Origin of the sequence: Gemmatimonas sp. UBA7669 (assembly GCF_002483225.1) — a bacterium.
Lineage (GTDB): Bacteria > Gemmatimonadota > Gemmatimonadetes > Gemmatimonadales > Gemmatimonadaceae > Gemmatimonas.
Genome location: NZ_DLHL01000047.1, coordinates 83,863 through 105,098, shown reverse-complemented (window position 1 = coordinate 105,098; position 21,236 = coordinate 83,863). Strand labels below are relative to the sequence as shown.

The 21,236-nt window shown below is 65.4% G+C and carries 19 protein-coding genes; 11 read left to right on the top strand and 8 right to left on the bottom strand.

Translation table 11 applies throughout. The annotated features are described in order from the left end of the window. Window positions 1-68: 68 nt before the first annotated feature. The 3 genes from B2747_RS13340 to B2747_RS13330 are packed head-to-tail and all read left to right on the top strand — an operon-like array spanning window position 69 to window position 3,086. Window positions 69-353, top strand: coding sequence for a type II toxin-antitoxin system Phd/YefM family antitoxin (locus B2747_RS13340; protein ID WP_291161774.1), 285 nt, complete (start codon window positions 69-71; stop codon window positions 351-353). Then, on the top strand, window positions 350-727 hold the full coding sequence (locus tag B2747_RS13335) for a type II toxin-antitoxin system VapC family toxin (RefSeq protein ID WP_291161771.1): 378 nt from the start codon (window positions 350-352) through the stop codon (window positions 725-727). Before B2747_RS13340 ends, B2747_RS13335 begins: the two co-directional genes overlap by 4 nt. Before the next feature lie 46 nt (window positions 728-773). Beyond that, window positions 774-3,086 (top strand): penicillin acylase family protein, encoded by a 2,313-nt coding sequence (locus B2747_RS13330; protein ID WP_291161769.1) that lies wholly within the window; start codon window positions 774-776, stop codon window positions 3,084-3,086. 24 nt (window positions 3,087-3,110) lie between these two features. Here the strand turns inward: B2747_RS13330 and B2747_RS13325 are convergent, their stop codons facing one another. Then, the gene (locus B2747_RS13325) at window positions 3,111-3,641 is read right to left on the bottom strand and encodes a hypothetical protein (protein ID WP_291161744.1); all 531 of its coding nucleotides are present in this window, start codon (window positions 3,639-3,641) and stop codon (window positions 3,111-3,113) included. A gap of 182 nt (window positions 3,642-3,823) precedes the next feature. Between B2747_RS13325 and B2747_RS13320 the strand changes: the two genes are divergently transcribed. Next, window positions 3,824-4,411 (top strand): hypothetical protein, encoded by a 588-nt coding sequence (locus tag B2747_RS13320; RefSeq protein ID WP_291161742.1) that lies wholly within the window; start codon window positions 3,824-3,826, stop codon window positions 4,409-4,411. Window positions 4,412-4,421: 10 nt separating this feature from the next. Here the strand turns inward: B2747_RS13320 and B2747_RS13315 are convergent, their stop codons facing one another. Genes B2747_RS13315 through B2747_RS13305 form a run of 3 tightly spaced genes read right to left on the bottom strand, consistent with a single transcriptional unit; the run spans window position 4,422 to window position 5,689 of the window. Further along, a complete protein-coding gene (locus tag B2747_RS13315; RefSeq protein WP_291161740.1) occupies window positions 4,422-4,628 on the bottom strand; it encodes a tautomerase family protein in 207 nt (68 codons plus the stop codon). A 49-nt stretch (window positions 4,629-4,677) separates the two neighbouring features. After that, window positions 4,678-5,064: a nuclear transport factor 2 family protein gene (locus B2747_RS13310; RefSeq protein ID WP_291161738.1), complete on the bottom strand. Its 387-nt coding sequence runs from the start codon at window positions 5,062-5,064 to the stop codon at window positions 4,678-4,680. A 1-nt stretch (window position 5,065) separates the two neighbouring features. Further along, a complete protein-coding gene (locus B2747_RS13305) occupies window positions 5,066-5,689 on the bottom strand; it encodes a flavodoxin family protein (protein ID WP_291161735.1) in 624 nt (207 codons plus the stop codon). A 140-nt stretch (window positions 5,690-5,829) separates the two neighbouring features. Here B2747_RS13305 and B2747_RS13300 point away from each other — a divergent pair, with 140 nt between their 5' ends. Together B2747_RS13300 and B2747_RS13295 are read left to right on the top strand one after the other, a co-directional pair. After that, window positions 5,830-6,204, top strand: a complete 375-nt coding sequence (locus tag B2747_RS13300) for a helix-turn-helix domain-containing protein (protein ID WP_343125903.1) — start codon at window positions 5,830-5,832, stop codon at window positions 6,202-6,204. Between the two features lie 335 nt (window positions 6,205-6,539). Next, on the top strand, window positions 6,540-8,537 hold the full coding sequence (locus B2747_RS13295) for a DUF2075 domain-containing protein (protein WP_291161731.1): 1,998 nt from the start codon (window positions 6,540-6,542) through the stop codon (window positions 8,535-8,537). A gap of 113 nt (window positions 8,538-8,650) precedes the next feature. Here B2747_RS13295 and B2747_RS13290 read toward each other — a convergent pair whose 3' ends face one another. After that, complete coding sequence (locus B2747_RS13290) at window positions 8,651-9,340, bottom strand: lectin-like protein (protein WP_291161729.1); 690 nt, start codon at window positions 9,338-9,340, stop codon at window positions 8,651-8,653. A 110-nt stretch (window positions 9,341-9,450) separates the two neighbouring features. After that, complete coding sequence (locus tag B2747_RS13285; protein ID WP_291161726.1) at window positions 9,451-10,323, bottom strand: DUF2306 domain-containing protein; 873 nt, start codon at window positions 10,321-10,323, stop codon at window positions 9,451-9,453. Between the two features lie 88 nt (window positions 10,324-10,411). On the opposite strand from B2747_RS13285, the gene B2747_RS13280 reads away from it, so the two are divergent. From B2747_RS13280 to B2747_RS13265, 4 genes are all read left to right on the top strand, one after another. Beyond that, complete coding sequence (locus B2747_RS13280) at window positions 10,412-11,455, top strand: AraC family transcriptional regulator (RefSeq protein WP_291161724.1); 1,044 nt, start codon at window positions 10,412-10,414, stop codon at window positions 11,453-11,455. Between the two features lie 144 nt (window positions 11,456-11,599). Beyond that, a complete protein-coding gene (locus B2747_RS13275) occupies window positions 11,600-11,992 on the top strand; it encodes an ArsR/SmtB family transcription factor (protein WP_291161722.1) in 393 nt (130 codons plus the stop codon). Continuing rightward, window positions 11,967-12,941, top strand: coding sequence for an SRPBCC domain-containing protein (locus tag B2747_RS13270; protein WP_291161720.1), 975 nt, complete (start codon window positions 11,967-11,969; stop codon window positions 12,939-12,941). Before B2747_RS13275 ends, B2747_RS13270 begins: the two co-directional genes overlap by 26 nt. Window positions 12,942-13,174: 233 nt before the next feature. Next, window positions 13,175-15,859 (top strand): serine/threonine-protein kinase, encoded by a 2,685-nt coding sequence (locus B2747_RS13265; RefSeq protein WP_291161825.1) that lies wholly within the window; start codon window positions 13,175-13,177, stop codon window positions 15,857-15,859. A gap of 112 nt (window positions 15,860-15,971) precedes the next feature. On the opposite strand, the gene B2747_RS13260 is transcribed toward B2747_RS13265, so the two are convergent. Further along, a complete protein-coding gene (locus B2747_RS13260; RefSeq protein WP_291161718.1) occupies window positions 15,972-17,681 on the bottom strand; it encodes a S8 family serine peptidase in 1,710 nt (569 codons plus the stop codon). Window positions 17,682-17,873: 192 nt separating this feature from the next. Between B2747_RS13260 and B2747_RS13255 the strand changes: the two genes are divergently transcribed. After that, entirely contained in the window at window positions 17,874-19,271 is a 1,398-nt protein-coding gene (locus B2747_RS13255) for an FAD-dependent oxidoreductase (RefSeq protein WP_291161716.1), read from the top strand. Window positions 19,272-19,283: 12 nt separating this feature from the next. Here the strand turns inward: B2747_RS13255 and B2747_RS13250 are convergent, their stop codons facing one another. Beyond that, window positions 19,284-21,188: a PAS domain-containing hybrid sensor histidine kinase/response regulator gene (locus B2747_RS13250; protein ID WP_291161714.1), complete on the bottom strand. Its 1,905-nt coding sequence runs from the start codon at window positions 21,186-21,188 to the stop codon at window positions 19,284-19,286. Window positions 21,189-21,236 lie beyond the last annotated feature (48 nt).

Sequence of the window (21,236 nt, the reverse complement as noted above, 5' to 3'; positions counted from 1 at the left end):
CGCGGAGACTGTCGCCAAAACCCATGGCTCACCTTGAGTTCACTGGCTAGCTAAACTAGACTAGACTAATGAAGATCGTGAACATTCACGCCGCCAAGACCCAGCTCTCCCGGCTCATCGCCGAGGTGCTGGATGGTGAAGAGGTCGTGATCTCAAAGGCCGGCACGCCGCTGGTGCGTCTCGTGCCGGTCGCGGCCGGCGCCGCCCCCCGTCAACTCGGCAAACTGGCGGGCGCTGTCATCGAGTCGCCGGACTGCTGGGATCATGACGCGGAGATCGAATCGCTGTTCTACGGCGGACCGCTTGAGCCACCTCCGCTGCGCCGTGTAGCCGAGCCTCGCCGCAAGTCATGAACCTGTTGCTCGACTCCCATGTGCTGCTGTGGGCCTTGCATGCTCCGGACCGTCTCAGCAGCGAAGCGCGGGATGCAATCAGCGACCCAGGTCGTGTCGTGTACTTCAGCGCCGCCTCGGCATGGGAGCTTGAGATCAAGGCCACCAAGGGAAAGCTGACGCTGCCCGCGGAATGGCTGCACGCGGCCACTGAGACCGGCTTCGTGGAGCTTCCCGTGTCTGCCGCCGACGCCCAGCGCAGCGCGCGTTTGCCGGCGCACCACGCTGACCCGTTTGACCGGCTGCTGGTGGCGCAGGCCATGGCGCGCGGTTTGCACCTGGTCACGCGCGATGGCATGCTCACGGCCTACGGCGTGCCGCTGTTGCAGGCTTAGGTCGGCGAACTCGCAGGGCGCGGCAATGGGGCGTAACATTGCGCCTATGACCCGCCTCGTCGATCGTGTCCGGCCCGTATTGAGCCGACGCACCACCGCTCCCGCGCTGATGATCGCCGTCGGCGCGCTGACCCTGCTGCTTGGCGCGCGACAGCCCAGTCAGCCGCCCGACTTGAATGCGCTCGCGCGTGCGGCGCTCTCGCGCATTGACGGCAGCACCACGCTGACCGGATTGCGCGCGCCGGTGGAGGTCATTCGCGACCGCTGGGGTGTGCCGCACATTTACGCGCAGTCGCTCGATGACCTGTTCTTCGCGCAGGGCTTTGTGGTGGCGCAGGACCGGCTGTGGCAGATGGAGATGTACCGTCGCATGTACCGCGGCGAGCTGAGTGCGATCATGGGGCCCGGATATGTGGCGCACGATCGCCTCGCACGGCTGCTGCGCTTCCGCGGCCCGCATGATGAGCGCGAGTGGACCAGCTATCACCCGGCCGGTCGCCGGGTATTCGATGCCTTTGCGCGGGGGGTGAACGCCTTCATTGCGCAGGCGGGCACACGGCTGCCCGTGGAGTTCACGCTCACCGGCGTTGAGCCCGGGCGCTGGACGGCCGAGGATCTGGTGTTGCGCACACAGACCGCCATGCCGTTGGCTGATGCGATTGCCGAACTGCGTCTGGCGCGCGAGGTGCTGCGGGTGGGCGCCGACTCGGCCAACCGGCTCGCGCGTCCCTCGCCCTATCGTGCGTTGGTGCTGCCCGAAGGTCTTGATCTCGCACAACTGGACAGCGCGGCCATCACCGCGCTGCAGGCGCTTCGCACCGGTGATGTAAAGCCACCACTGCTGCCGGCCTACGCGGCACTCGAGGGCAGCGGCGCCAGTGTGAACAACGGCGTGCAGGAAGACTCACCGGGCTCCAACAACTGGGTCATTTCCGGTCGACTCACCCGGAGTGGCAAGCCCATCGTGGCCAACGATCCGCATCGGGCCGTCGAGAATCCGTCGTTCCGCTACATCGTGCATCTCGATGCACCGGGGTATCGTGCCATTGGTGCCACCGAGCCCGTCCTGCCGGGTGTGATGATCGGGCGTACGGAGCGGTTGGCCTGGGGACTCACCATTGTCGGCACCGATCAGTCCGACGTGTATGTGGCGCCCATGGATGATGCAGGTCGTGTGCAGATTGCCGGGGTGTGGGAAGCGCCACGTGTCGTGCGCGAAGTCATTGCCGTGAAGGGCGCGCTGAGTGATACGGCCACGTTGCGGCTGACGTCGCGTGGCCCGGTGTTTCACATCGATCAGACGCGACGCATGGCCTATCTGCTGCGCAGCACGGCGCACCTGCCGGGCAGTGCGGGCTACCTGAGTGCGCTGCGCTATCCGGCGCTGCGCGACTGCCGGGAGTTTCTCGACGCGCAGCGCTATTATCTGGCGCCCACCGAGAACATGATCTGCGGCGATGTGGACGGGAACATCGCCTGGCAGGCCTCGGCCGCGTCGCCGCGGCGCCCCAACTGGCATGGCCGTCTGCCCGTGCCCGCTGATGGGCGCTACGAGTGGCGGGGACTGCGCGATGATCTGCCGCGTGAGTTCAACCCGAGTCGCGGCTGGATCGCCACCGCCAATCACGACATTCATCCGGAGGGTTACGATCCGCCGCTGTTCTTCAAGCGTGGTCCGGCGCGTGAGCGGCAGGATCGGCTGGAGCAGCAGTTCGCGACGCCCGGTCCGTTTGACGCGGCGCATTCGCGACAGTTGCAGCACGACGCGTTCAACGCGGCCGGTGCGCGGGACGCGCGGCTCTTTGCCGGTTGGACGGCACAGGACGCGGAGGCCGAGCGACTGCGCGCCGCTCTGGCCGCCTGGGATGGCCAGCATACGCGCGAGTCGTTGGCTGCGGCGGCGTATCGCTTTGTCGGCCCGCAGTTGGGGGCGCGTATGCGAGCGGACGCACCACCAACGGCGGGTGTGCTTGAGAATGCCCTGCTGGTTGCACGCGACTCCCTGCGTGCCCGCTTTGGCGCTGACATGACCCAGTGGCGCTGGGGGCGATTCAACCGCAGCGAGTTGCCACATCCCTTTGTGGCGGCCTACGACGCGCCGGCGGTGGAGCGCCACGGCGGCGCGGGGTTTGTGGCGGCTGTGGGCGCAACGTACCGCGAGGTGTTTGACCTGGTGCATCCCGACAGCAGCTGGGCGACCAACCTGCCGGGGCAGTCGGGTCAACCCGGGAGTCCGTTCTACGCCAATCTCGTGGAGCCGTTCGGACGGGCGGAGTACTTCCCGCTGGCGTTCACGCGTGAGGCCGTGGAGCGGTTCGCGGCGCATCGGTTGCGGTTGGTGCCGGGGCGGTCACGGTAGTGCGTTGCGCAAACGGTCGGCGGGTCAGAATGTCACCGCCGCGCCGACGCGCAGGCCGCCACGGGAGAGCGGTGCAACCGTGAGGCGCGTGCGATCCTCGTCGGCCGGCACCCAACCTTCGCGCAGCGTGTTGTAACCGGCGATTGCGCCAATGATGGCACCGGGGAGCGCGAGCAGTACTGCTCCGCCACTCGCCGATGGAGACGGGCCAAAGTTTCCGCAGATGAGCTGATCAGGCGGGCAGTCGGGCTTCTTGTTGGACGACGACGCACCCATCAAGGCACCCGTAATGCCACCAATGAGTGCGCCGACCCCGAACCCCTGCATGGTGCGGCGCTGCATGCCGATGCTGTGCTCGATCCGAAGCGTGGAGGAGAGGGAGAAGCGCTGCGGTTCTCCATCGGTGCTGTCCGGCATGATGAGCAGGGTGTCGCCGGCCCGTCCGGTGAGGACGCCGGTGACCTGCTGGCGGCCGTTCGTCACATCGACGAGGCGGACGCGCGGAAGCGCTGACGCGGAGGTCGGTGAGGTCTGGGCTTTGACCTGAGAACTCACGAGGCACAATATCAGCGGGCAGAGGCTGGAGAGTGGTGTGCGGCGGATAGTCACGGAACACCTCGTGGTTCAGGTCGTCGGTCAGGACTTGGGGTCGCGCCTACGATTGAGCCACTGGAACGGCGGAGCCATACGTCGGGCGACGTAGGGGGCGGATTGTCTGGGGATTCAAGGGGGATCTGATGCTCTTTCGGACAGCGTTTCTCGAGGGCATTCGCAGCGGTGCGATTACCGTGGCATTCCGGCGCTGGCGGCGGCCAACGGTGCGGGCCGGCGGCACGCTCATGACGGCCGTCGGGCAGCTGCGCATTCGGTCGGTTGAACCCGTGACACTCGCGCAGATCTCGGCGGCCGACGCGCGCCGCGCGGGCTATGCTTCCAAGGCGGCCCTGCTGGAGGAACTCGCGCTTCGGCCGGAGGGCGAGGTGTTTCGTATTGAACTCGGCGCGTTGCGGCCCGATCCGCGCATCGTGCTGCGCGAGACACCAGCCACGTCCAGCGAAGACCTCAGCCAGCTGCGCAACCGCCTGCAGCGACTGGACGCCGCGTCCTCAGATGGCCCGTGGACCCTTGCCACTCTGCGTGTGTTGCGTGACAAACCTGGCGTCCGCGCGGGCGACCTGTGTGACATTGTCGGTCAGGAGAAGATGCGCTTCAAGCTGAACGTCCGGAAACTGAAGAATCTCGGTCTCACTGAGAGCCTCGGGACGGGATACCGCCTGTCACCGCGGGGGGAGGCGGTGCTCGGCCTTCTGGCATTTGGACGGTAGCAGTCTGCCCTCATCGATTGAGCTGCGCGCGATACTCGTCCACCGGGAGCCCGCCAATCCCCCAGTCTTCGAGTTCGACCTCATCAATGACGACGAACGTGGTGGCCGGGCTCTTGTCGAGCACCTTCACCATGAGTTCAGTCACTCCGGCAATCAGCTGGGCTTTCTGCGCGCGGGTTGCGCCTTCACGTGTGATCTTGATGTTGATGTAGGGCATGAGAAGTGGTCCGGTATTGAGTGTGAGGGGGCGTTGAGCCGGCTGGTGGTCAGCCCTGCAGGTCGAAGTGAAAGACCTTGGACATGATTTGCCAGCGGTCGTCGGTGTGTACGAGTGTCAGGAAGTCGGTGAAGCGCTTTGGCCCAATGGCGCATTCAGCGCGCACAAAGGCCAGGGCCGGGCCACCCAGTTCGATCGAGATGATCCGGTCCTGTCGTGCCTCACTGCGGCTGGCGGGAGACGGCCGGGCATCAACGATCGGGAAGTACTCGGCCATGCTCCGGTACACCAAGGGGTGCTCCGTCGGGCTTACGTAGTGCGCGCGCGGATGAAACACGCGCGCGAGGCGTGTCGAGTCACTGTGGTGCAGGCCGTCAAAGTACTCGGCGAGCACCGCAGCAATGGCTGCGTACGAGTCGGCATGAGCCGTGGCCATGTCAGCCGCCTACCGCCAGTGTGGCGTCCGCAGCAGTCGCTCCCTGCTGCGTTTCAACACCAGCCGCCCAGCGCAAGGCGGCTTCGGCAACGCGTTGCCCCAAATGCTCGGCCGTGGCGCGATCGGAGGCCGGTGGCACCAACTCGGCGGGCTGGTCGGCGTTGGACTGCGCCATGGCGCCGAGAAAGCCGGCCAGTCGATTGAGGTCTTCGGGTGAACCCTGGCTGGTATGGTTTCCCGGCAGCAGCCCCAGTCCAACCCAGATCATCCCATGCTGCATGGCAAAGAGATTGAACTGCTGCAGTGTGTTGAGCTTGTCGCCATTGTAGCCGGCGGAGTTGGTGAAGCCTGCAGCCAGCTTGTCCTTCCAGCGCTGCGCCGCCCAGCGGCTCGAGGTGGCGTCAAGAAAGGCCTTGAACTGGGCCGAGGCTCCGGCCATGTACGTCGGTGCTCCCATGACTATGGCGTCGGCGTGGTCGAGTTCCTCCCAGTGCGCCTCGTACTTCTCAATGGGAATCAGCACCGCGTCGACGTGTGGTACGCGGGACGCCCCGCGGTGTACCGCCTCGGCCTGCACCTTGGTGTGGCCGTACCCGCTGTGATAGACGATGGCGACTCGAGCCATGACGTTGCTCCTCGTGGTTGGTGGTGACGCAGCAGGCCGCGATGTGCCTGTCGTTACGAGGAGCAATCTGGTTACCTTGAGTAACCTGAACCATCACCCGTACGAAGAATCGGGTTACCACGCGGTAACCGGAGACAACGATGCCGGTACCGATGCGCAAGAACAGAGTCGTGCCTCCACCTGCCGAGTGTCCATTGACAGAGTGCATGCGTGTCATTGGTGGCGCATGGAAGCCGCACATCATCTGGTATCTGCGCGAGACACCGCGGCGGTTCAGCGAGTTGCGCCGCGACGTGCAAGGGATCTCTGCGAAGGTGTTGTCCGCACGACTGGTAGAGTTGGAGCAGATGGGCGTGATCTCGCGTCACGTCATGCCGACGTCGCCTCCCACGGTGGAATACGCGCTCACCGAATTGGGTCGTGAGCTGCAGCCGCTGATTGCGGCGATAGTTGAGGTGGGGCACAAGCTCAAGCAGCGCCGCGCACCTGTTGTCAGGCGCCGCGCCGGGCGCTGATGACAGCGCGCGTCACAACCAGCAGCGCCCCACCGCGCACCACCCACAGCCCTGTGCCCGGTCTGCGCCACCAGCAACGGGTTCTCCTGCATGGCCCGGTAGGTGGCGGGCACACCGGCGAGTATCCATGCTGTGAAATGCGTTAAGAAGAGACTGAGACTGGCGACCACCCCGAATGCACCTCGGGTTTTCGCGATCAGGCGGGCCATGCGGCAGAGTCTATGATCAAACCCACGCGCACGCCGTTCCCTACGTCGAGTGACGTAGGGGGCGTCGGTGGCGGCGGAGTACGACCAGCCTGGCGCCCACCCCCGCTCGCACGATAGCTTGGCGCCATGTCACTGCCCAATGTACCGACACGCCAATCGGCCTACTACAGCGCCTCCATTGCGGGATTCCTCGCGGAAGGCGAACCCACCGTGCTCGGCCACCTGGCTGGTGCCAGCGGCCTGTCCATCGACGGAAAGCAGACGGAGGCGTGGAAGGAGCAGATCCGCGTGCTCAAGCAGTCGCTGAATGGCGTAGACGGCTCGCTGTTTCTCGAGTTCGATGTGCCGCGCCTTGGTAGCCGCATTGATGGGGTAGTGGTCGCGCAATCGGCCGTGGTACCCATCGAGTTCAAGGTGGGCGAGCAGCGCTTCAGCCGTCCCGACTACAATCAGGCCTGGGACTACGCGCTCGACCTCAAGAACTTTCATGAGGCCAGCCGCGACACACCCATCTTTCCGGTGCTGTGCGCCACGGGTGCGACCTCACCTGATGCCGAATGGAGGGCGCCACACGCTGACGGCGTTTATCCCCCGCGCAAAGCCAACGCCGAGAGCGTAGGCGACGCGCTGCGCTCGGCCGTACAACTCGCCCAGGGGGCTGCCATCGATGCTGCTGCATGGGGGCGTGCGTCCTATCGTCCGAGTCCCACGATTGTGGAGGCCGCGAAGGCGCTCTATGCTCGTCACTCGGTGCAGAACATCGCGCGCAGCGACGCTGGTGCGCGCAATCTGCACGCCACGTCCTCCTGTGTGGAGGAGATCATTGCGCGCAGCCGCGCCAATCGTGAGAAGTCCATCGTGTTCGTGACCGGTGTGCCGGGCGCGGGCAAGACGCTGGTCGGACTGAACATTGCCACACAGCATCTGGGCAAGGACGACACCCACGCCGTGTTTCTCTCAGGCAACGGCCCGCTGGTCAATGTACTGCGTGAGGCGTTGGTGGAGGATGACCTCGCGCGGCAGAAGGCGATGGGCGGTGAAGTGGAGCGCAAGGGAAAGATCCGCCAGAACGTGAAGCCGTTCATTCAAAACGTTCATCACTTTCGTGACGAGGGATTGCGTGACACTACCCGGCCCCCGGCGGAGCACGTGGCCATTTTTGACGAAGCGCAACGGGCCTGGAACCGCGAGAAGACCTCTCTGTTCATGAAGCAACGCAAGGGTGTACGCGACTTTGCGATGTCCGAGCCGGAGTTTCTGCTGTCGTACATGGATCGACACCCGGATTGGGCGGTGGTCGTGTGTCTGGTGGGCGGCGGTCAGGAGATCCACACCGGCGAGTCGGGGATTGGTGCGTGGCTGGATGCCGTGCGCGAACGCTTCCCGCACTGGCACACCTACCTTTCGCCTGAGCTGCATGACTCGGAGTATGCGGCGGGTCAGGCCATTGAACGACTTGGTTCACGCGCCATGGTTGAAACGCAGTACGCGTTGCATCTGGCCGTGTCCATGCGATCGTTCCGTGCCGAGCATGTGTCGGGCATGGTCAAGGCGCTGCTGGATACGGATGAGGACCGCGCACGTGAGATCCTGGCCGATGTGCAGCGTCGCTTTCCGATCGTGCTCACGCGTGACCGAACCGTGGGCAAGCAGTGGGTGAAGCAGCAGGCGCGTGGCAACGAGCGCTTCGGCTTGTTGGCGTCCTCGCAGGCGCAGCGGCTCAAGGCCTACTGCATAGACGTGCGGGTGAATGTGGATCCGGTGAAATACTTCCTCGCGCCGGCCAGTGATACCCGCTCGTCGTACTACCTGGAGGATGCCGCGACCGAGTTTCAAACGCAGGGTCTCGAGCTCGACTGGACGCTGGTGAGCTGGGACGCGGACCTGAGGCGGCACAACGGCGCGTGGTCGTATCACAACTTCCGTGGCGACCGATGGACCATGGTGCACAACACCGAGCGGCAGCGCTACCTGCTCAATGCCTATCGTGTGCTGCTCACTCGCGCGCGACAGGGCATGGCGATCTTTGTGCCGAAGGGCCGCAAGTCGGACAGTACGTTGCAGCCGGCCAACTACGATGAGACCTACCGCTATCTCGCGGGGCTTGGCATTCCGACAATGTAGGACGCCATGCCTCGCGCACTGTGCGGCAGATGCTGCGCATGCGCCTGGGACTCCCATGGGCGCCAGCGGCGCGCGTTGGCTCGTCGTGGACACGCGCGCCGTGGCGCCGATACTCAGCCGCGTGCTGCGTCTTCCCGCCGCCGCCGAACCATCATGCCGAATGCGGCCGCGCCCGCCGCCAGCAGACCGAGTGGGCCCGGCTCAGGTACGGTCGTCACTGGTCCGTTGCCATACTCGATGATGTAGCCGAGTGCACCGCCCGATTGTTCGACCGAGACCCATCCGTACGTTGTTGGGCTTCCGCCGAAGATGCTGAGCGCCAGCAGGTCATAATTCTCAAAGCCTGCTGCGGCGACGGGGTGGCCGGGCCGCCAGTTGGTGTAGCTTACCAGTTGTCCGGCTTCGGGTCCGCCAAGCCAGCGCCACTCGCCTTCTGTTGCGGCGTCACTCGCGCCTAGCCACGCGGTGCCTGTACCACCGAATCCGAGCAGATACGAGAAGGCGCCGTTCATGAAATCCTGCTCGGCCTGCGAGGTGATCGTAGCCAGATAGCCCTGCAGACCATTGTACGAACTCGCCTCCGCCGCACTCTGCGCGGTCGCGAACGAGAAGGGTTCGAAAATGCTGACCGGTGACAGGTAGCGATACCAGTGCCCATTGCCACCCGCTTCGGTGGTCCACTGTACGAGCTGATCGGTTTGTGCGGAGGTGGTCGTTGGCGCGACGAGCAGGGCGAGCGCTGCGCAGGCCAGTGTGATCATCTTGTGCGGCAGGTGGCGGGCGAGGCGTGAGTCGGGGCGCATGAGATTCCCTCAGGGTGAGTCAGCGTGGGTGTACAAACGGTGCTCCCCTGACGCGCAGGCCGGCAGATTTTCGGGTCATGGCACTGCCAGCGCCGAGCCGGACGATGTGATCAGCGAAGGTGCGGCAACCACAGCATCATCGCCGCACCGGTCACGCCCATGCCGGTCGCTACACTGAGCAGCACAAGGAGCGCCGACATGGCCCAACGTGGGAGCGCCGTGGCAGCCCGCTCGCTCCGCAGCCAGAGCTCAAGCAGGCCAAGAGGGACGATGGTCTCCGCCCACGCCAGGCCTACGAGCAGTGGCCCGCGAAATGTCTCCGGATCAAATCCGATCGGTCGCCCGAATGCCAGCAGCGTAAACATGAGGCCAATGCGGAAGAACCACACTCCATTGGACGCAAGGAACAGGCGCAGAGCCCAGCGACGATGCGTGCTCATGTCGCGGCGTCGAATGCTGCGCCACGCCAACCATGCGCAAACGAGAATCACCAACCCGTTGGTCGTGGTACCCAGCCTCTGAGGTAGCGAAGACGTACCCCCGCGCACCCACTGCAGCCAAAAGCCGCTGGTGGCCCCCAGCACTGCCGATGTCACAAAAGCCCGACCCATCCAGCGATGAACGGCGGGAGCGCGGCGTCGGATGATGGGAACCAGTTGGGTCAGGCCGCCTATGCAGATCACCAACGCCACCAGCAAATGCACGGCCACCGCCGCGTTGCCACCGTGATCGCCCGGCACCCATCCACGTGGCATGACGGCAGACCATTGCGCAAAATCGCCACGCCATGCGGCACCACCGTAGAACCGCAGCACATAGACGCCAAAAAGCAGTTGACCAGCCACCGCCACCGTCAGCCACAGCGCAGTTGTGCGCCGCAACCATTGTGCGGCAGTGCGGACGGTCGTGGCGATGGTTGCTGGATCGAAACTGCCGTTTGCCGGTGGCGTAGGGATGGAAACGGCAGGAGATGATGATGTCATGGAGGCTCCAGATTGGTGAAGGGGTCTCCCCAGCCTACGATTCCCGCGTCGCCCACCGCTGTGCTGTTGGCGCCAACCTGTTGATTCCATGACTCACGCTGCGCCGCCATTTGGACTGCACTCGCCCACCCTTGGCGCGGGAATGGCCCGCACCTTTCTGGATTTCGCCAGTACCCGCGGCTTGTCGCGGAGCACATTGCTCGGGTCGGCTGGTCTGCATGAGGATGACATTGCAACGCACGAGGCGCGAATCTCGGCCGACGCCTTTCTGTCGTTGGTTACGGCAGCGGAGACAGCGACCAACGATCCGCTCTTCATCCTTGATTTCGGCTCCGCCGTGCACGCCACCGAAACCAGCATTGTCTGCGTCATCGGAAGCACCTGTGAGACGATGGCCGAGGCCCATGCACACCTCAATCGTTACGCGCGTCTGACCCTCGATGTGGGGACGCGGCATCACGGTCCGCATTTTCCGCTCGAGATGTCACGTGATGGCCTGTGGTTCATCGACGATCGCGATCTGCCGAGTGCATCCCGCCAGATCACGGAGGCCAGCCTTGTACGCATTGCCTGCGGCACTCGGCTCGTCCAGGCTACGCCACCGCTCCTGCGGGGTGTGCATTTCCGGCATGCGCCGGCCGGTCCCGTGGCCAGATACGAGGCGGTCTTCGGTGCCCCGGTCCGTTTCCGGCAGACACGCAATGCTCTGTTGTTCGATCCAGCCTGGCCGGATCTCCGGGTTCGCCAGGCGCCCGCTCACGTGAGTTCGGTGTTGCTGGAACGCGCGGCGGCCCTGTTGGCTTCGCTCGACGAGGCTCGCACGCTCTCGGGGCGGGTGCATGCGCAGCTGCGTGCGCGTCTGGGTAAAGAAAGCGTGTCGATGGACGCAGTGGCCCGTGCCCTCGCCATGAGTCGTCAGACACTGTATCGCGGTCTACGGGAAGAAGGCGTGACCTTTGAAGACTTGCTCGACCATCTCCGCCGCCGCGCCGCCGAGGACCTGCTACGGTCCGACCGCTTGGCCGTGCAGGCGGCAGCCCAGCGCTGTGGGTTCCGTGATGTGGCGGCCTTTTCGCGGGCCTTCAAGCGATGGACCGGCGTGTCCCCCACCAGATACCGCGCAGCCTCCTGACCGGACGGCGACGCCACAAACGTCGGTTGCCATCGTAGATCACTGACCCCTTTCCCAAGGCAACTGACCAATGATCGAACAGCTCTTGCGCGGTGCCGTGTGGTCATTATTATACCAAAGCGTTAATTAACCAAACGGTAAAGCATGCAGGATAGCCTCAGCCAAACCCTCTCCGCTCTCGCCGACCCCACGCGTCGGGCCCTGCTGGCCCGCCTGCGCCAGGGCGAGGCCAACGTCACGCAGCTCGCGGAGCCTTTTCTCGGTCAGATGAGCCTGCCGGGCGTGACCAAGCACCTCAAGGTGCTCGAGCGCGCCGGGCTGGTGAGCAAGGGGCGGGATGCGCAGTGGCGCCCCTGCACGCTCAACGCCGAGCCCCTGCGCGAGGTGGCCGCCTTCCTCGACGAGTACCGCGCGTACATGGAAGCCAGCCTCGATCGCCTGGGTGCCTACCTCGAATCGATCACCACCGCCCCCGCGTCATCCGACACGCCCACGCCCCATCACCCGTCCAATGATCACGCCAAGTCCGACCGCTGACCGCGCCCGCGAAATCCGTCTCACGCGCATCTACAACGCACCCATCTCGCTGGTCTGGCAGGCCTGGACCAAACCTGAGCACCTGGCCAAGTGGTGGGGGCCGCGGGGCTTCACCATCACCACGCATGCGCGCGAGCTGCGGGTTGGCGGATTCTGGGACTACACCATGCACGGGCCCGACGGTACGGACTGGCCCAACTTCACGCGCTATCACGAAGTCGTACCCGAGTCGCGTCTGGTGTATGATCACGGCGCGCGCGCGGCCGATGCCAAGCCCCTCTTCCGTGTGACGGCCACCTTTCGCGACCTGGGTGGCCGCACGGAGCTCGACATCGTCATGCTGCTCGAATCACCCGAGGCGGCGCGCGAAACGCGGGTGTTCATCAAGATGGCCGGCGGCAACTCCACCTGGGATCGTTTGGCCGAGTACGTGGAGCAGCAGTATACGCAGCGTGAGGTGTTTGTCATTGCGCGCAGCTTCGACGTGCCGGTGGAGCGACTCTACGACTTGTGGACCACGCCGGAGCATGTGGCGCAGTGGTTGCCCCCGGTGGGCTTTACCATGGCCTTTACTCAGGCCGACATGCGGCCCGGTGGTCATGCCGCCTTTGTGATGCAGAACGGCAGTCATCAGATGCACGGCCGCTTCACGTACCACGAGATGCAGCGCCCCGACCGTCTGGTGTACACGCAGTGTTTCACCGACGCCGCGGGGGAGATCGCGCGCCATCCCGGCGCGCCGGTGTGGCCAGCCTATCTCCGCAACACGGTGACCTTCACACCGGAGGGTGACCTGCAGTCCCGCGTAACCGTCTGCACCGAGGTGGAGGGTGAGGCCAGCGCCGAGGAGTTGGCGGCCTTCATTGCGGAGCGCGGTGGCATGACAAAGGGGTGGACGGGCTCGTTCGACAAGCTGGAGGCGGCTATGGCCGACCTGCAGACGGCCTGACTGCTCTGGTGCCGTCGGCAGGTGACGGCGGCTTCACGGATTTTCTGTATGCGCTGATGTTGCATGGCCATTGCCCGGGTGTTGCGACATGTCGTGGCACCCGGTCTTGGGTGGACGCCCTATTGCGCGCCTTTGGTCGATGGCGCTATGTAGTCGCGCTTTGCAGATTCGCGCGACCGTATGCTGCACTGCACCGCGCTCCATCCCCACCCGAGACCGCTGCCTTGTCCCCTGTGCACGACTCTCTCGCTGACGGCCTGCGGGATCGCTATGTACTCGAGGGCGTACTTGGTCAGGGGGGCATGGCCACCGTGTATCGGGCGCTCGACGTCAAGCACGGCCGACCGGTGGCGCTCAAGGTCCTGCACGAGGACCTTGCCGCATCCGTGGGGAACGAGCGATTCGAGCGGGAAATCCGCGTGGCGGCGCGGCTGCAACATCCGCACATCCTGAGTGTCTTCGATTCGGGTGAGACGGCGGGGCGGTTGTGGTTCACCATGCCCATTGTCACCGGGATGAGCCTGCGGGACCTGCTGCGGACGCGCGGCCCGCTACCGGTGAACGATGCGCTGGCCATCGTGCGTGAGGCGGCGCAGGCGCTGGCCTACGCGCATCGCGAAGGGGTGCTGCACCGCGACATCAAGCCGGAAAACATCCTCGTCACCGACGATGGCGCCACGCTGGTGGCGGATTTCGGCATTGCGCGCGACCTGCAGGATTCAGGGATGCAGAACAACCTCACGGCCACCGGCATTGCCGTGGGCACGCCTCGCTACATGGCGCCGGAGCAGGCCACCGGCGAGGCGGTCGATGGGCGTGCCGATCAGTATGCGCTGGCCTGCGTGGCCTATGAACTGCTGACTGGCGAGCCACCATTTGACGGTGCAACGGCGGCGGCACTCATCGCGGCGCGGTTCACCACACCCGTGCCCAGCGTGCGCCGCGCTCGTGCCGACGTGCCGGAATCCATCGAGGCGGTGCTGTATCGGGCCCTGTCGCTCAAGCCGGCGGAACGCTTTGCGACGATGAACGAGTTCGCGCGCGCTGTGGCACCCGCGCTCAGCACACCCTCGGCCCACACACCGGGCAGCGGTCAGCGCACGGCGGCCTCGGCGACATTCACCGCTGCGACATCCGAGGGCGCTTCGATCAAGCGTTGGTTGCTTCCGGCCGGTGTGGGCGCGGCCCTGCTTCTGGCGGCGGCTGGCTGGGCACTCATGCGTCCAACGGCCAACGTGTCAGCCGAGAATTCGCGGTCGCTGGCCGTGCTGCCCTTCGTGCATCAGGGGGACAGCACCGACGCCTATCTCACGGATGGCATCACCGATGAAATCCGCGGCAAGCTGATGGCGGTGCCGGGGGCGACGGTGATCGCGAGCAACAGCTCCAACCTCTACCGCGACAGTCGCAAACCACCGCAGCAGATCGCGGAAGAGCTGGGGGTTCGGTATCTCCTCACGGGGAGCGTGCGGGTTGTGGGCACCGGGGAGGCGAGGCGCGTGATTGTCCGTCCCGAACTGGTGGAGGTCATTCCCGACGGCACACCGCAGGGTCGGTGGCAGGCGCCGTTCGATGCCGAGCTTCGCGATGTGCTGACCGTGCAAGGGCAGATTGCCACCGAGGTGGTGGAGGCCATGCAGGTGGCTCTGGGCAGTGAGGATCGCGCGAAGGTGGTGCGCGTGGCGACGCGCGATCCGCGGGCGTACGATGCCTATCTGCGTGGTCAGGCGGCGGTGGACTGGAACTCCAACAGCACGTACCGCGCGCAGCGTGCGGCGCTGGTGCATTTCCGGGAGGCGGTGGCGCGCGACAGTCAGCTGGTGGAGGCCTGGGCGGCAATTTCCCGCTCGCTGGCGCTGGTCTACGCGAATGGTGGCGGTTCGCCCGCAATCGCCGATTCCGCGCGCATGGCTGCCGAACGAACGAAGCGGCTCGATCCGAACGGTGCATTGGGATACAAGGCCATGGCGAGCTATCTGCGTCTGGTGAAAGGCGATGCGGAAGGGGCGCGTGCCGCCTTCGAGGCCACGTTGCGTCTCGATCCCAACGATGTGTCGGCGCTCGGCAACATGGGACTGCTGGAGTCACAGTCGTTTGGCCGACATGCCGAGGCGCTGCAGTACTTCGAACGGCGACAGGCGCTGGATCCTCGCAGTGCGCAGAGCTGGACGGCCAAGGTGCAGGCGTTTCTCAATCTTGGACGTGTGGCCGACGCTCGCGAGGCGGCACGGCGGGGGCGGGCTCTTTCCCCGTCGAATGTGATGACGGCCCTGTATGCCGTGGAGGCGGAAATGGCGGCTGGTGATTCCGTGGCGGCGCGCGCGGCCGTACGCGAGGTGCTGCGTGACATCACACCAAAGCAGTTCCTGCCCGAGTTCGCTGGATCTGACTGGCTGCTTGACGCGTCCTTCGATGATGTCATGCAGACGCTCACTCCGGAGGACTATCAGGAGGGTGAGGGCGGTTGGTACAACACACGCGCCGTCATCGCCGCGGTCCGTGGCGACAGTGCCAAGGCCAGGCAATTGGCCACGCAGGCGCTGCGAGCGTTTGCGCGTGAGGGTAACCCGAACGTGCGGCAGTGGTATGCGCTGCTCAGTGAGGGCGTGGCATTGGCGCTCCTGGGCCGCAACGCCGAAGCGTTGGCTCGGGCGCAGCGCGCCGTGAAGTTGGTCAACGAAGCGCCCCAGGCTGGCGGGACTGCCCGTGCACCAATGCGTCTCGAGACACTCTACAGCGCCATCCAGGTGGCCGCCGTCAGCGGGCACCGGGATCAGGCTCTGGCTTGGCTGAGCGACCTGCAGCGCGGTCCGTCACGCTTCACGCCGGCGTACGTGCGTATGGATCCGCTGCTGGCGTCGTTGCGCAGTGATCCGCGATTCCTGAACGCGTTGGCGGTGGCCAGCGCAGCGCCCTAGACAGTGGGCCGGATCAAATAACGTCATTGATGCGGAGATAGGTCGCCGTCAGGGGCCCGGCGGTTTGCCGAGCCCCTTCTGCATTGCACTGCGGACGCGCGATCCGTGGTTGTCAGAAACTGACGGTCTCGCTGTTCGAGCAGGTGGTGGTACCGGCGTTGCACACCTGATAGGTGCGCGTGCCACCGCCACGGCCGATCACATCGACGTAACTGCTACCGGTGACCGTGGTCGCTTTGCCACCGTTGATGTACACATCCACACTGCTGGTCGCACCGCTCCATGACAGTGTGGCCCGATTGACACCCTGCTGCTTGGACAGGTTCACGCTGAGGTTGATGCCGGTGGACGGCGCAGTAACGCTCACGCTCTGCGTCTGGCTTCCCGTGGCGCCCGCGTTGTCAGTCACGGTGAGCGTGACGTTGTAGCTGCCCGCCGACGCGAACGACTTGCTGGGCGTGGCGCCCGTTGCCGTGGTGCCGTCGCCAAAGTTCCAGCTGTAGCTGCTGATGCTGCCGTCAGGGTCGCTGGAGGTGCTGCCATTGAAGTTGCAGCTCAGGTTCGTGCAGTTGAAGCTGAACGAAGCCGTTGGCGCCTGATTGGTGGGACCACCACCACCGCCAGAGCCGAATGCGAGCGTGTACAGCAAGCGATTGGGGGAACCGCTGCCGGCGCTGGTGACCTTGTTGGCCGTGCTGTTGCTGATGAGCGCGTTGGCAACCGTGGCCGGCGTGGCGCCTGGTGCACCTTCGAGATACAGCGCCGCCGCGCCCGCCACATGCGGGCTCGCCATGGAGGTGCCGCTGATGGTGTTGAGTGCGGTGTTGCTGGTGTACCAGGCCGAGGTGATGCTGCTGCCCGGCGCGAAGATGTCGAGGCAGCTGCCGAAGTTGGAGTAGGACGCGCGCGCATCGCTGCTGGTGGTGGCACCCACCGTGATGGCCGATGCCGTGCGGGCCGGCGAGTAGTTGCAGGCGTTGGCGTTGCTGTTGCCGGCGGCCACCACGAAGGTCACGCCAAGATTGACGGCGTTGGCCACCGCGGCGTCGAGCGTGCTGCTTGCGCCACCACCCAGCGACATGTTGGCCACGGCCGGCTTGACGTGGTTGTTGGCCACCCAGTCCACCCCGGCGATCACTCCGCTGGTGGTGCCGGAGCCCTGACAGTTGAGCACACGCACCGGAACGAGTGTGGTGCCTTTTGCCACGCCGTATACCGTACCGCCCACCGTACCCGCCACGTGCGTGCCGTGGCCGTTGCAGTCACTGGTGCCGCGGCCATCAGTGATGGCTGTGAAGCCGGTAGCGAGCCGCCCCGTGAACTCCACATGCCCGGGAAGAATGCCTGTGTCGAGAATGTACGAGCGCACCCCGGCGCCGGTGGCGTTGTAGGTGTAGCTGCTGCTCAGCGGCAGATCGCGCTGATCGATGCGGTCGAGTCCCCAGGTGGCGTTGCTCTGTGTGGCCGAAGCGGTCACGATGCCATCGGGCTCGATGAGCTTGATGACCGGGTTACGCGCGAGCGCCGTGATGGCCTGCGGCGGCAGCGTGGCCGCAAACCCCCGGATGGCGCGGGTGTAGGTGTAGTGCAGCGTCCCGCCATTGCCGTTGACCATGGCGATGGCCAGTCCTTGGGGATCGCGCACGTCCTCATTGAACTGCACGATGTATCGACCCTGCAGTTCGGGCTGCGCGTTGGCCGACGCCGATGCGGTTGGACCGCCCAACTCGGGGCTGGTGGTGGACACGGGGTCGCCGCCGGTTGAACAGGCCGCGAGACCAATGGTGGCAAGAGCGAGGGGAAGCGCGCGGGCACTACGCATGAATGGATGCCTCCGAGAGGGATCGGGCGCTCGCGGGTGGGACCTGAGGGAAGGCAGCGAGGCCGAGACGTACCATGCGAGTATTCAGCCGACCATCGCACTCGGCAAGAGCGTAAAGTGCCACACCGTAACGACTTGCGCGAGAATTGCATGAAGTGTTGTTCATTGTCGGCCTGGTTATCTTTCAGGACTATGTCCATCCCCCTCAACAGCTTGCGGGTTGCGATCGTCGGATCGGGCCCGGCCGGGTTCTACGCCGCCGAGGCGCTGCAGAAGGCCGCGCCCGGTATCGCCATCGATCTCATTGACCGTCTGCCTACGCCCTTCGGTCTGGTGCGCGGCGGTGTGGCGCCAGACCATCCGAAAATCAAATCGGTCACGCGCATCTTCGATCGCATCGCGTCGCAGCCGGGGTTCCGCTACCTCGGTCACGTGCACGTCGGGAAGGACGTGAGCATTGAGGAACTGCGCGCGCGCTATCATGTCGTGCTGCTGAGCTACGGCGCTGATACCGATCGCACGCTGGGCATTCCCGGTGAATCGTTGCGTGGCAGTCACGCGGCCACGGAGTTCGTGGCCTGGTACAACGGCAATCCCGACTACGCCGCAGCGCAGTTCGATCTCACGCAGGGTGAGGTGGCCGTGGTGGGCATCGGCAATGTGGCCATGGATGTGGCGCGCATTCTCGCCAAGCCGACTTCCGTTTTGGCGGGCACCGATCTGGCCGATCATGCGCTGCAGGCCCTCGCGGCGTCACAGGTGCACACCATTCATCTCGTCGCGCGTCGCGGTCCAGTGCAGGCCGCCTGCACCACGCCCGAGCTGCGTGAGCTGGGTGAACTGGAGGGTGTGGATGTGGTGGTCGATCCGCGTGACCTCGAACTGGATGCGGCCAGTGCCGAGCAGTTGGCCAACATGGAAGACCGCAATCCGGCCAAGAATCTCGAGGTGCTGCGTGGCTGGGCCGAGCGTCCGCTGCGCGGCGCGAAGCGTCGGGTGGTGTTTCACTTCAATGCCTCGCCCGTGGCGCTTGGTGGCAGCGAGTGCGTGGAGAGTCTGACCATCGTGCGCAATCGTCTCGAAGCCGATGGGCGTGGTGGCGTGCGCGCCGTGGCCACCGACCAAACCGAGACGCTGCCCGTGGGCATGGTGTTTCGCTCGGTGGGCTACAAGGGGCGCGGGTTGCCAGGCGTGCCATTTGATGACCGCAACGGTGTGGTGCCCAACATCAACGGCCATGTGGTGGAGCAGGCGGGCAGCGAGCGCACGCTGCCGGGCCTGTATGTGGCGGGGTGGATCAAGCGTGGGCCGCAGGGCATCATTGGCACCAACAAACTCTGCGCCACCGACACGGTGAATCAGCTGCTGGCCGATGTGGCCGCCGGTGATGTGCCGACGCTGTCCGATGACGTGTCGGGCATCGATACGCTGCTGGCCGAGCGTGGTGTGACGGTGACGTCGTGGGCGGACTGGCTGGTGCTCGACAAGGTGGAGCAGGAGCGCGGCGCGGCGCTGGGGCGTCCGCGTGTCAAGTTCACGGACCTGCGCGATATGCTCGAGGTGATTGCGGCGCAGCGCGTGGCGGGTTGAGCGACCAGGCCCTCAGGTCAAGAGGGCCTGGTGCAGCGCCTCTCCCAGTTCATCGATTGAAAACGGCTTGGCCAGCACGGTGTGGTTGGCCAGCCGAGTGTCGCGCACCGTGGCATCGTCGGCCTGCCCGGACATGAACAGCACTGGCAGATCCGGGCGCATGCGATGCACGTGCTCGCTCAGGACGTCGCCCGGCATTCTCGGCATGCGCAGGTCGGTGAGCACCACGGCCACCTGATCGCCACCCAACGCCAGTCGCGCGAGGGCGTCCTCGCCATCCTCGGCGGCAATGCAACGATAGCCGAGCCGTGTGAGCATGCGGACCACGGCATGGCGGAGGGCGGGTTCGTCGTCCACCACCATGATCAGTTCGCCATGCCCTGTTGGCGCGCTGCCGGTGGCCAAGGGATGCGCGATGTGTTCCTCTTCGCTGATCGGTAGTCGCACCGTGAAGGTGGTACCCTGTCCTTTGGTGCTGTCCACGTCGATGGTCCCGCCGAGCTGCTGGACGATGCCGTACACCACCGAGAGCCCAAGTCCGGTGCCGCGACCGGTTTCCTTGGTGGTGAAGAAGGGTTCGAAGATGCGAAGCCGCGTCTTCTCGTCCATGCCAATGCCGGTGTCGGTCACCCGCAGTTCGATGCAGGCGCGTTCGTCAGCGAGAGTCCCCTCGCGTGAGCTGACCTGCAAGCGCCCTCCATGGGGCATGGCGTCGCGGGCATTGACCATGAGGTTCATGACGATCTGCGCCAATTCGGCCTTGCGGCCGCGTGCCGGCGGCAGGTCGTCCTGCAGATCGGTCTCCACGGTGATGTGCTCGGACATGCCACCGCGCAGCAACTGCACGGCCTTCTGAATGACGCCGTTGAGCGCCACGGCGCCTCGCGTGCCGGCATCGCGGCGGGAGAACGTCAGCAGTTGCCGCGTGAGCTCTGCCGCCTGTCGTGCGGCCTCGCGAATGGCTTCGGCGGCGTCGTGGACGTCGCCGCCATGCTCGTCAGCGCTGAGCAGGTCGGCATTGGCGAGCATCACGGCCAGCAGGTTGTTGAAGTCGTGTGCGACGCCGCTGGCCAGGAGGCCGACGGCCTCGAGTCGCTGGGCATGTTCGAGCTGCTCCTGGAGCGCACGCTGCGCCTGTTCCGCCGCGCGTTCCTTCTCGAGGCTGCGAATCTCACCGGCCACGTAGCCCACACCGCCGTGCCAGACGGCACGGGACTGAATGAAGACGGGCACCAGGCGACCGTCGACCTTCTTGTGCACCGTCTCGAACGCGAGTGGGCCGATGGTGGTCATGTGCTGCCACGAGGCACGCAGGTCTGCGAGTGTCCACTGCGGATTGAGGTCGCAGGGATTCATGGTCAGCAACTCAGCCGCCGTTCGTCCGTAGTGACGCTCGGTGGCCTCGTTGACGAAGACAAAGCGGAAGTCCTGATCGGGCCGCGTGACGTAGAGGGCGTCGGAGCTCTGCTGCAGGACACTGCGCAGCAGGTCGAGCCGATCACCGAGGGCGGCTTGTACGGTGACATCGCGGACCAAAGCCGCGACGTGGGAGGGTGGTCCGTCGCTGTCCGTCCCCGGTGCCCAGACCGGGTAGTAGTCACAGCCCCAGGTGCTCCATTCCCTGGAGCGGGCAGTGATGCCCTGAATCTCCACGCCAGTCGCTGCGCGTCGTGTTTCGAGCACGCGTTCCAGATGGGCCCGGACATCCGCGACCAGTGGGGCCGGCAGGATGTCCTCAATGACACGGCCCGGATGGTCCGCGATGGCCACTCCATTGAAGGCGGCCATGGTCTCGTTGACGTACACGTAGCGAAGGTCCGGGTCGTACAGCGCAAAGCCGGCGGGGAGACTGCAGAGCGCCTCGCGAAACGGAATGGCCGTGGTCTGCGAAGTCCCCGGCGTGTTGCCCTGCGGCATCGACCTGCTCCCGTTCGGCGGCGGTAAACCGTGTTGGACCTTCTTTCG

Coding starts and splice junctions, on each gene's coding strand:
- B2747_RS13270 (WP_291161720.1), top strand. CDS start 11,967: ATGATCACGCCAAGTCCGACCGCTGACCGCGCCCGCGAAATCCGTCTC.
- B2747_RS13285 (WP_291161726.1), bottom strand. CDS start 10,323: ATGACATCATCATCTCCTGCCGTTTCCATCCCTACGCCACCGGCAAAC.
- B2747_RS13330 (WP_291161769.1), top strand. CDS start 774: ATGACCCGCCTCGTCGATCGTGTCCGGCCCGTATTGAGCCGACGCACC.
- B2747_RS13275 (WP_291161722.1), top strand. CDS start 11,600: ATGCAGGATAGCCTCAGCCAAACCCTCTCCGCTCTCGCCGACCCCACG.
- B2747_RS13300 (WP_343125903.1), top strand. CDS start 5,830: ATGCCGGTACCGATGCGCAAGAACAGAGTCGTGCCTCCACCTGCCGAG.
- B2747_RS13320 (WP_291161742.1), top strand. CDS start 3,824: ATGCTCTTTCGGACAGCGTTTCTCGAGGGCATTCGCAGCGGTGCGATT.
- B2747_RS13305 (WP_291161735.1), bottom strand. CDS start 5,689: ATGGCTCGAGTCGCCATCGTCTATCACAGCGGGTACGGCCACACCAAG.
- B2747_RS13310 (WP_291161738.1), bottom strand. CDS start 5,064: ATGGCCACGGCTCATGCCGACTCGTACGCAGCCATTGCTGCGGTGCTC.
- B2747_RS13280 (WP_291161724.1), top strand. CDS start 10,412: ATGACTCACGCTGCGCCGCCATTTGGACTGCACTCGCCCACCCTTGGC.
- B2747_RS13250 (WP_291161714.1), bottom strand. CDS start 21,188: ATGCCGCAGGGCAACACGCCGGGGACTTCGCAGACCACGGCCATTCCG.
- B2747_RS13335 (WP_291161771.1), top strand. CDS start 350: ATGAACCTGTTGCTCGACTCCCATGTGCTGCTGTGGGCCTTGCATGCT.
- B2747_RS13260 (WP_291161718.1), bottom strand. CDS start 17,681: ATGCGTAGTGCCCGCGCGCTTCCCCTCGCTCTTGCCACCATTGGTCTC.
- B2747_RS13295 (WP_291161731.1), top strand. CDS start 6,540: ATGTCACTGCCCAATGTACCGACACGCCAATCGGCCTACTACAGCGCC.
- B2747_RS13315 (WP_291161740.1), bottom strand. CDS start 4,628: ATGCCCTACATCAACATCAAGATCACACGTGAAGGCGCAACCCGCGCG.
- B2747_RS13340 (WP_291161774.1), top strand. CDS start 69: ATGAAGATCGTGAACATTCACGCCGCCAAGACCCAGCTCTCCCGGCTC.
- B2747_RS13255 (WP_291161716.1), top strand. CDS start 17,874: ATGTCCATCCCCCTCAACAGCTTGCGGGTTGCGATCGTCGGATCGGGC.
- B2747_RS13290 (WP_291161729.1), bottom strand. CDS start 9,340: ATGCGCCCCGACTCACGCCTCGCCCGCCACCTGCCGCACAAGATGATC.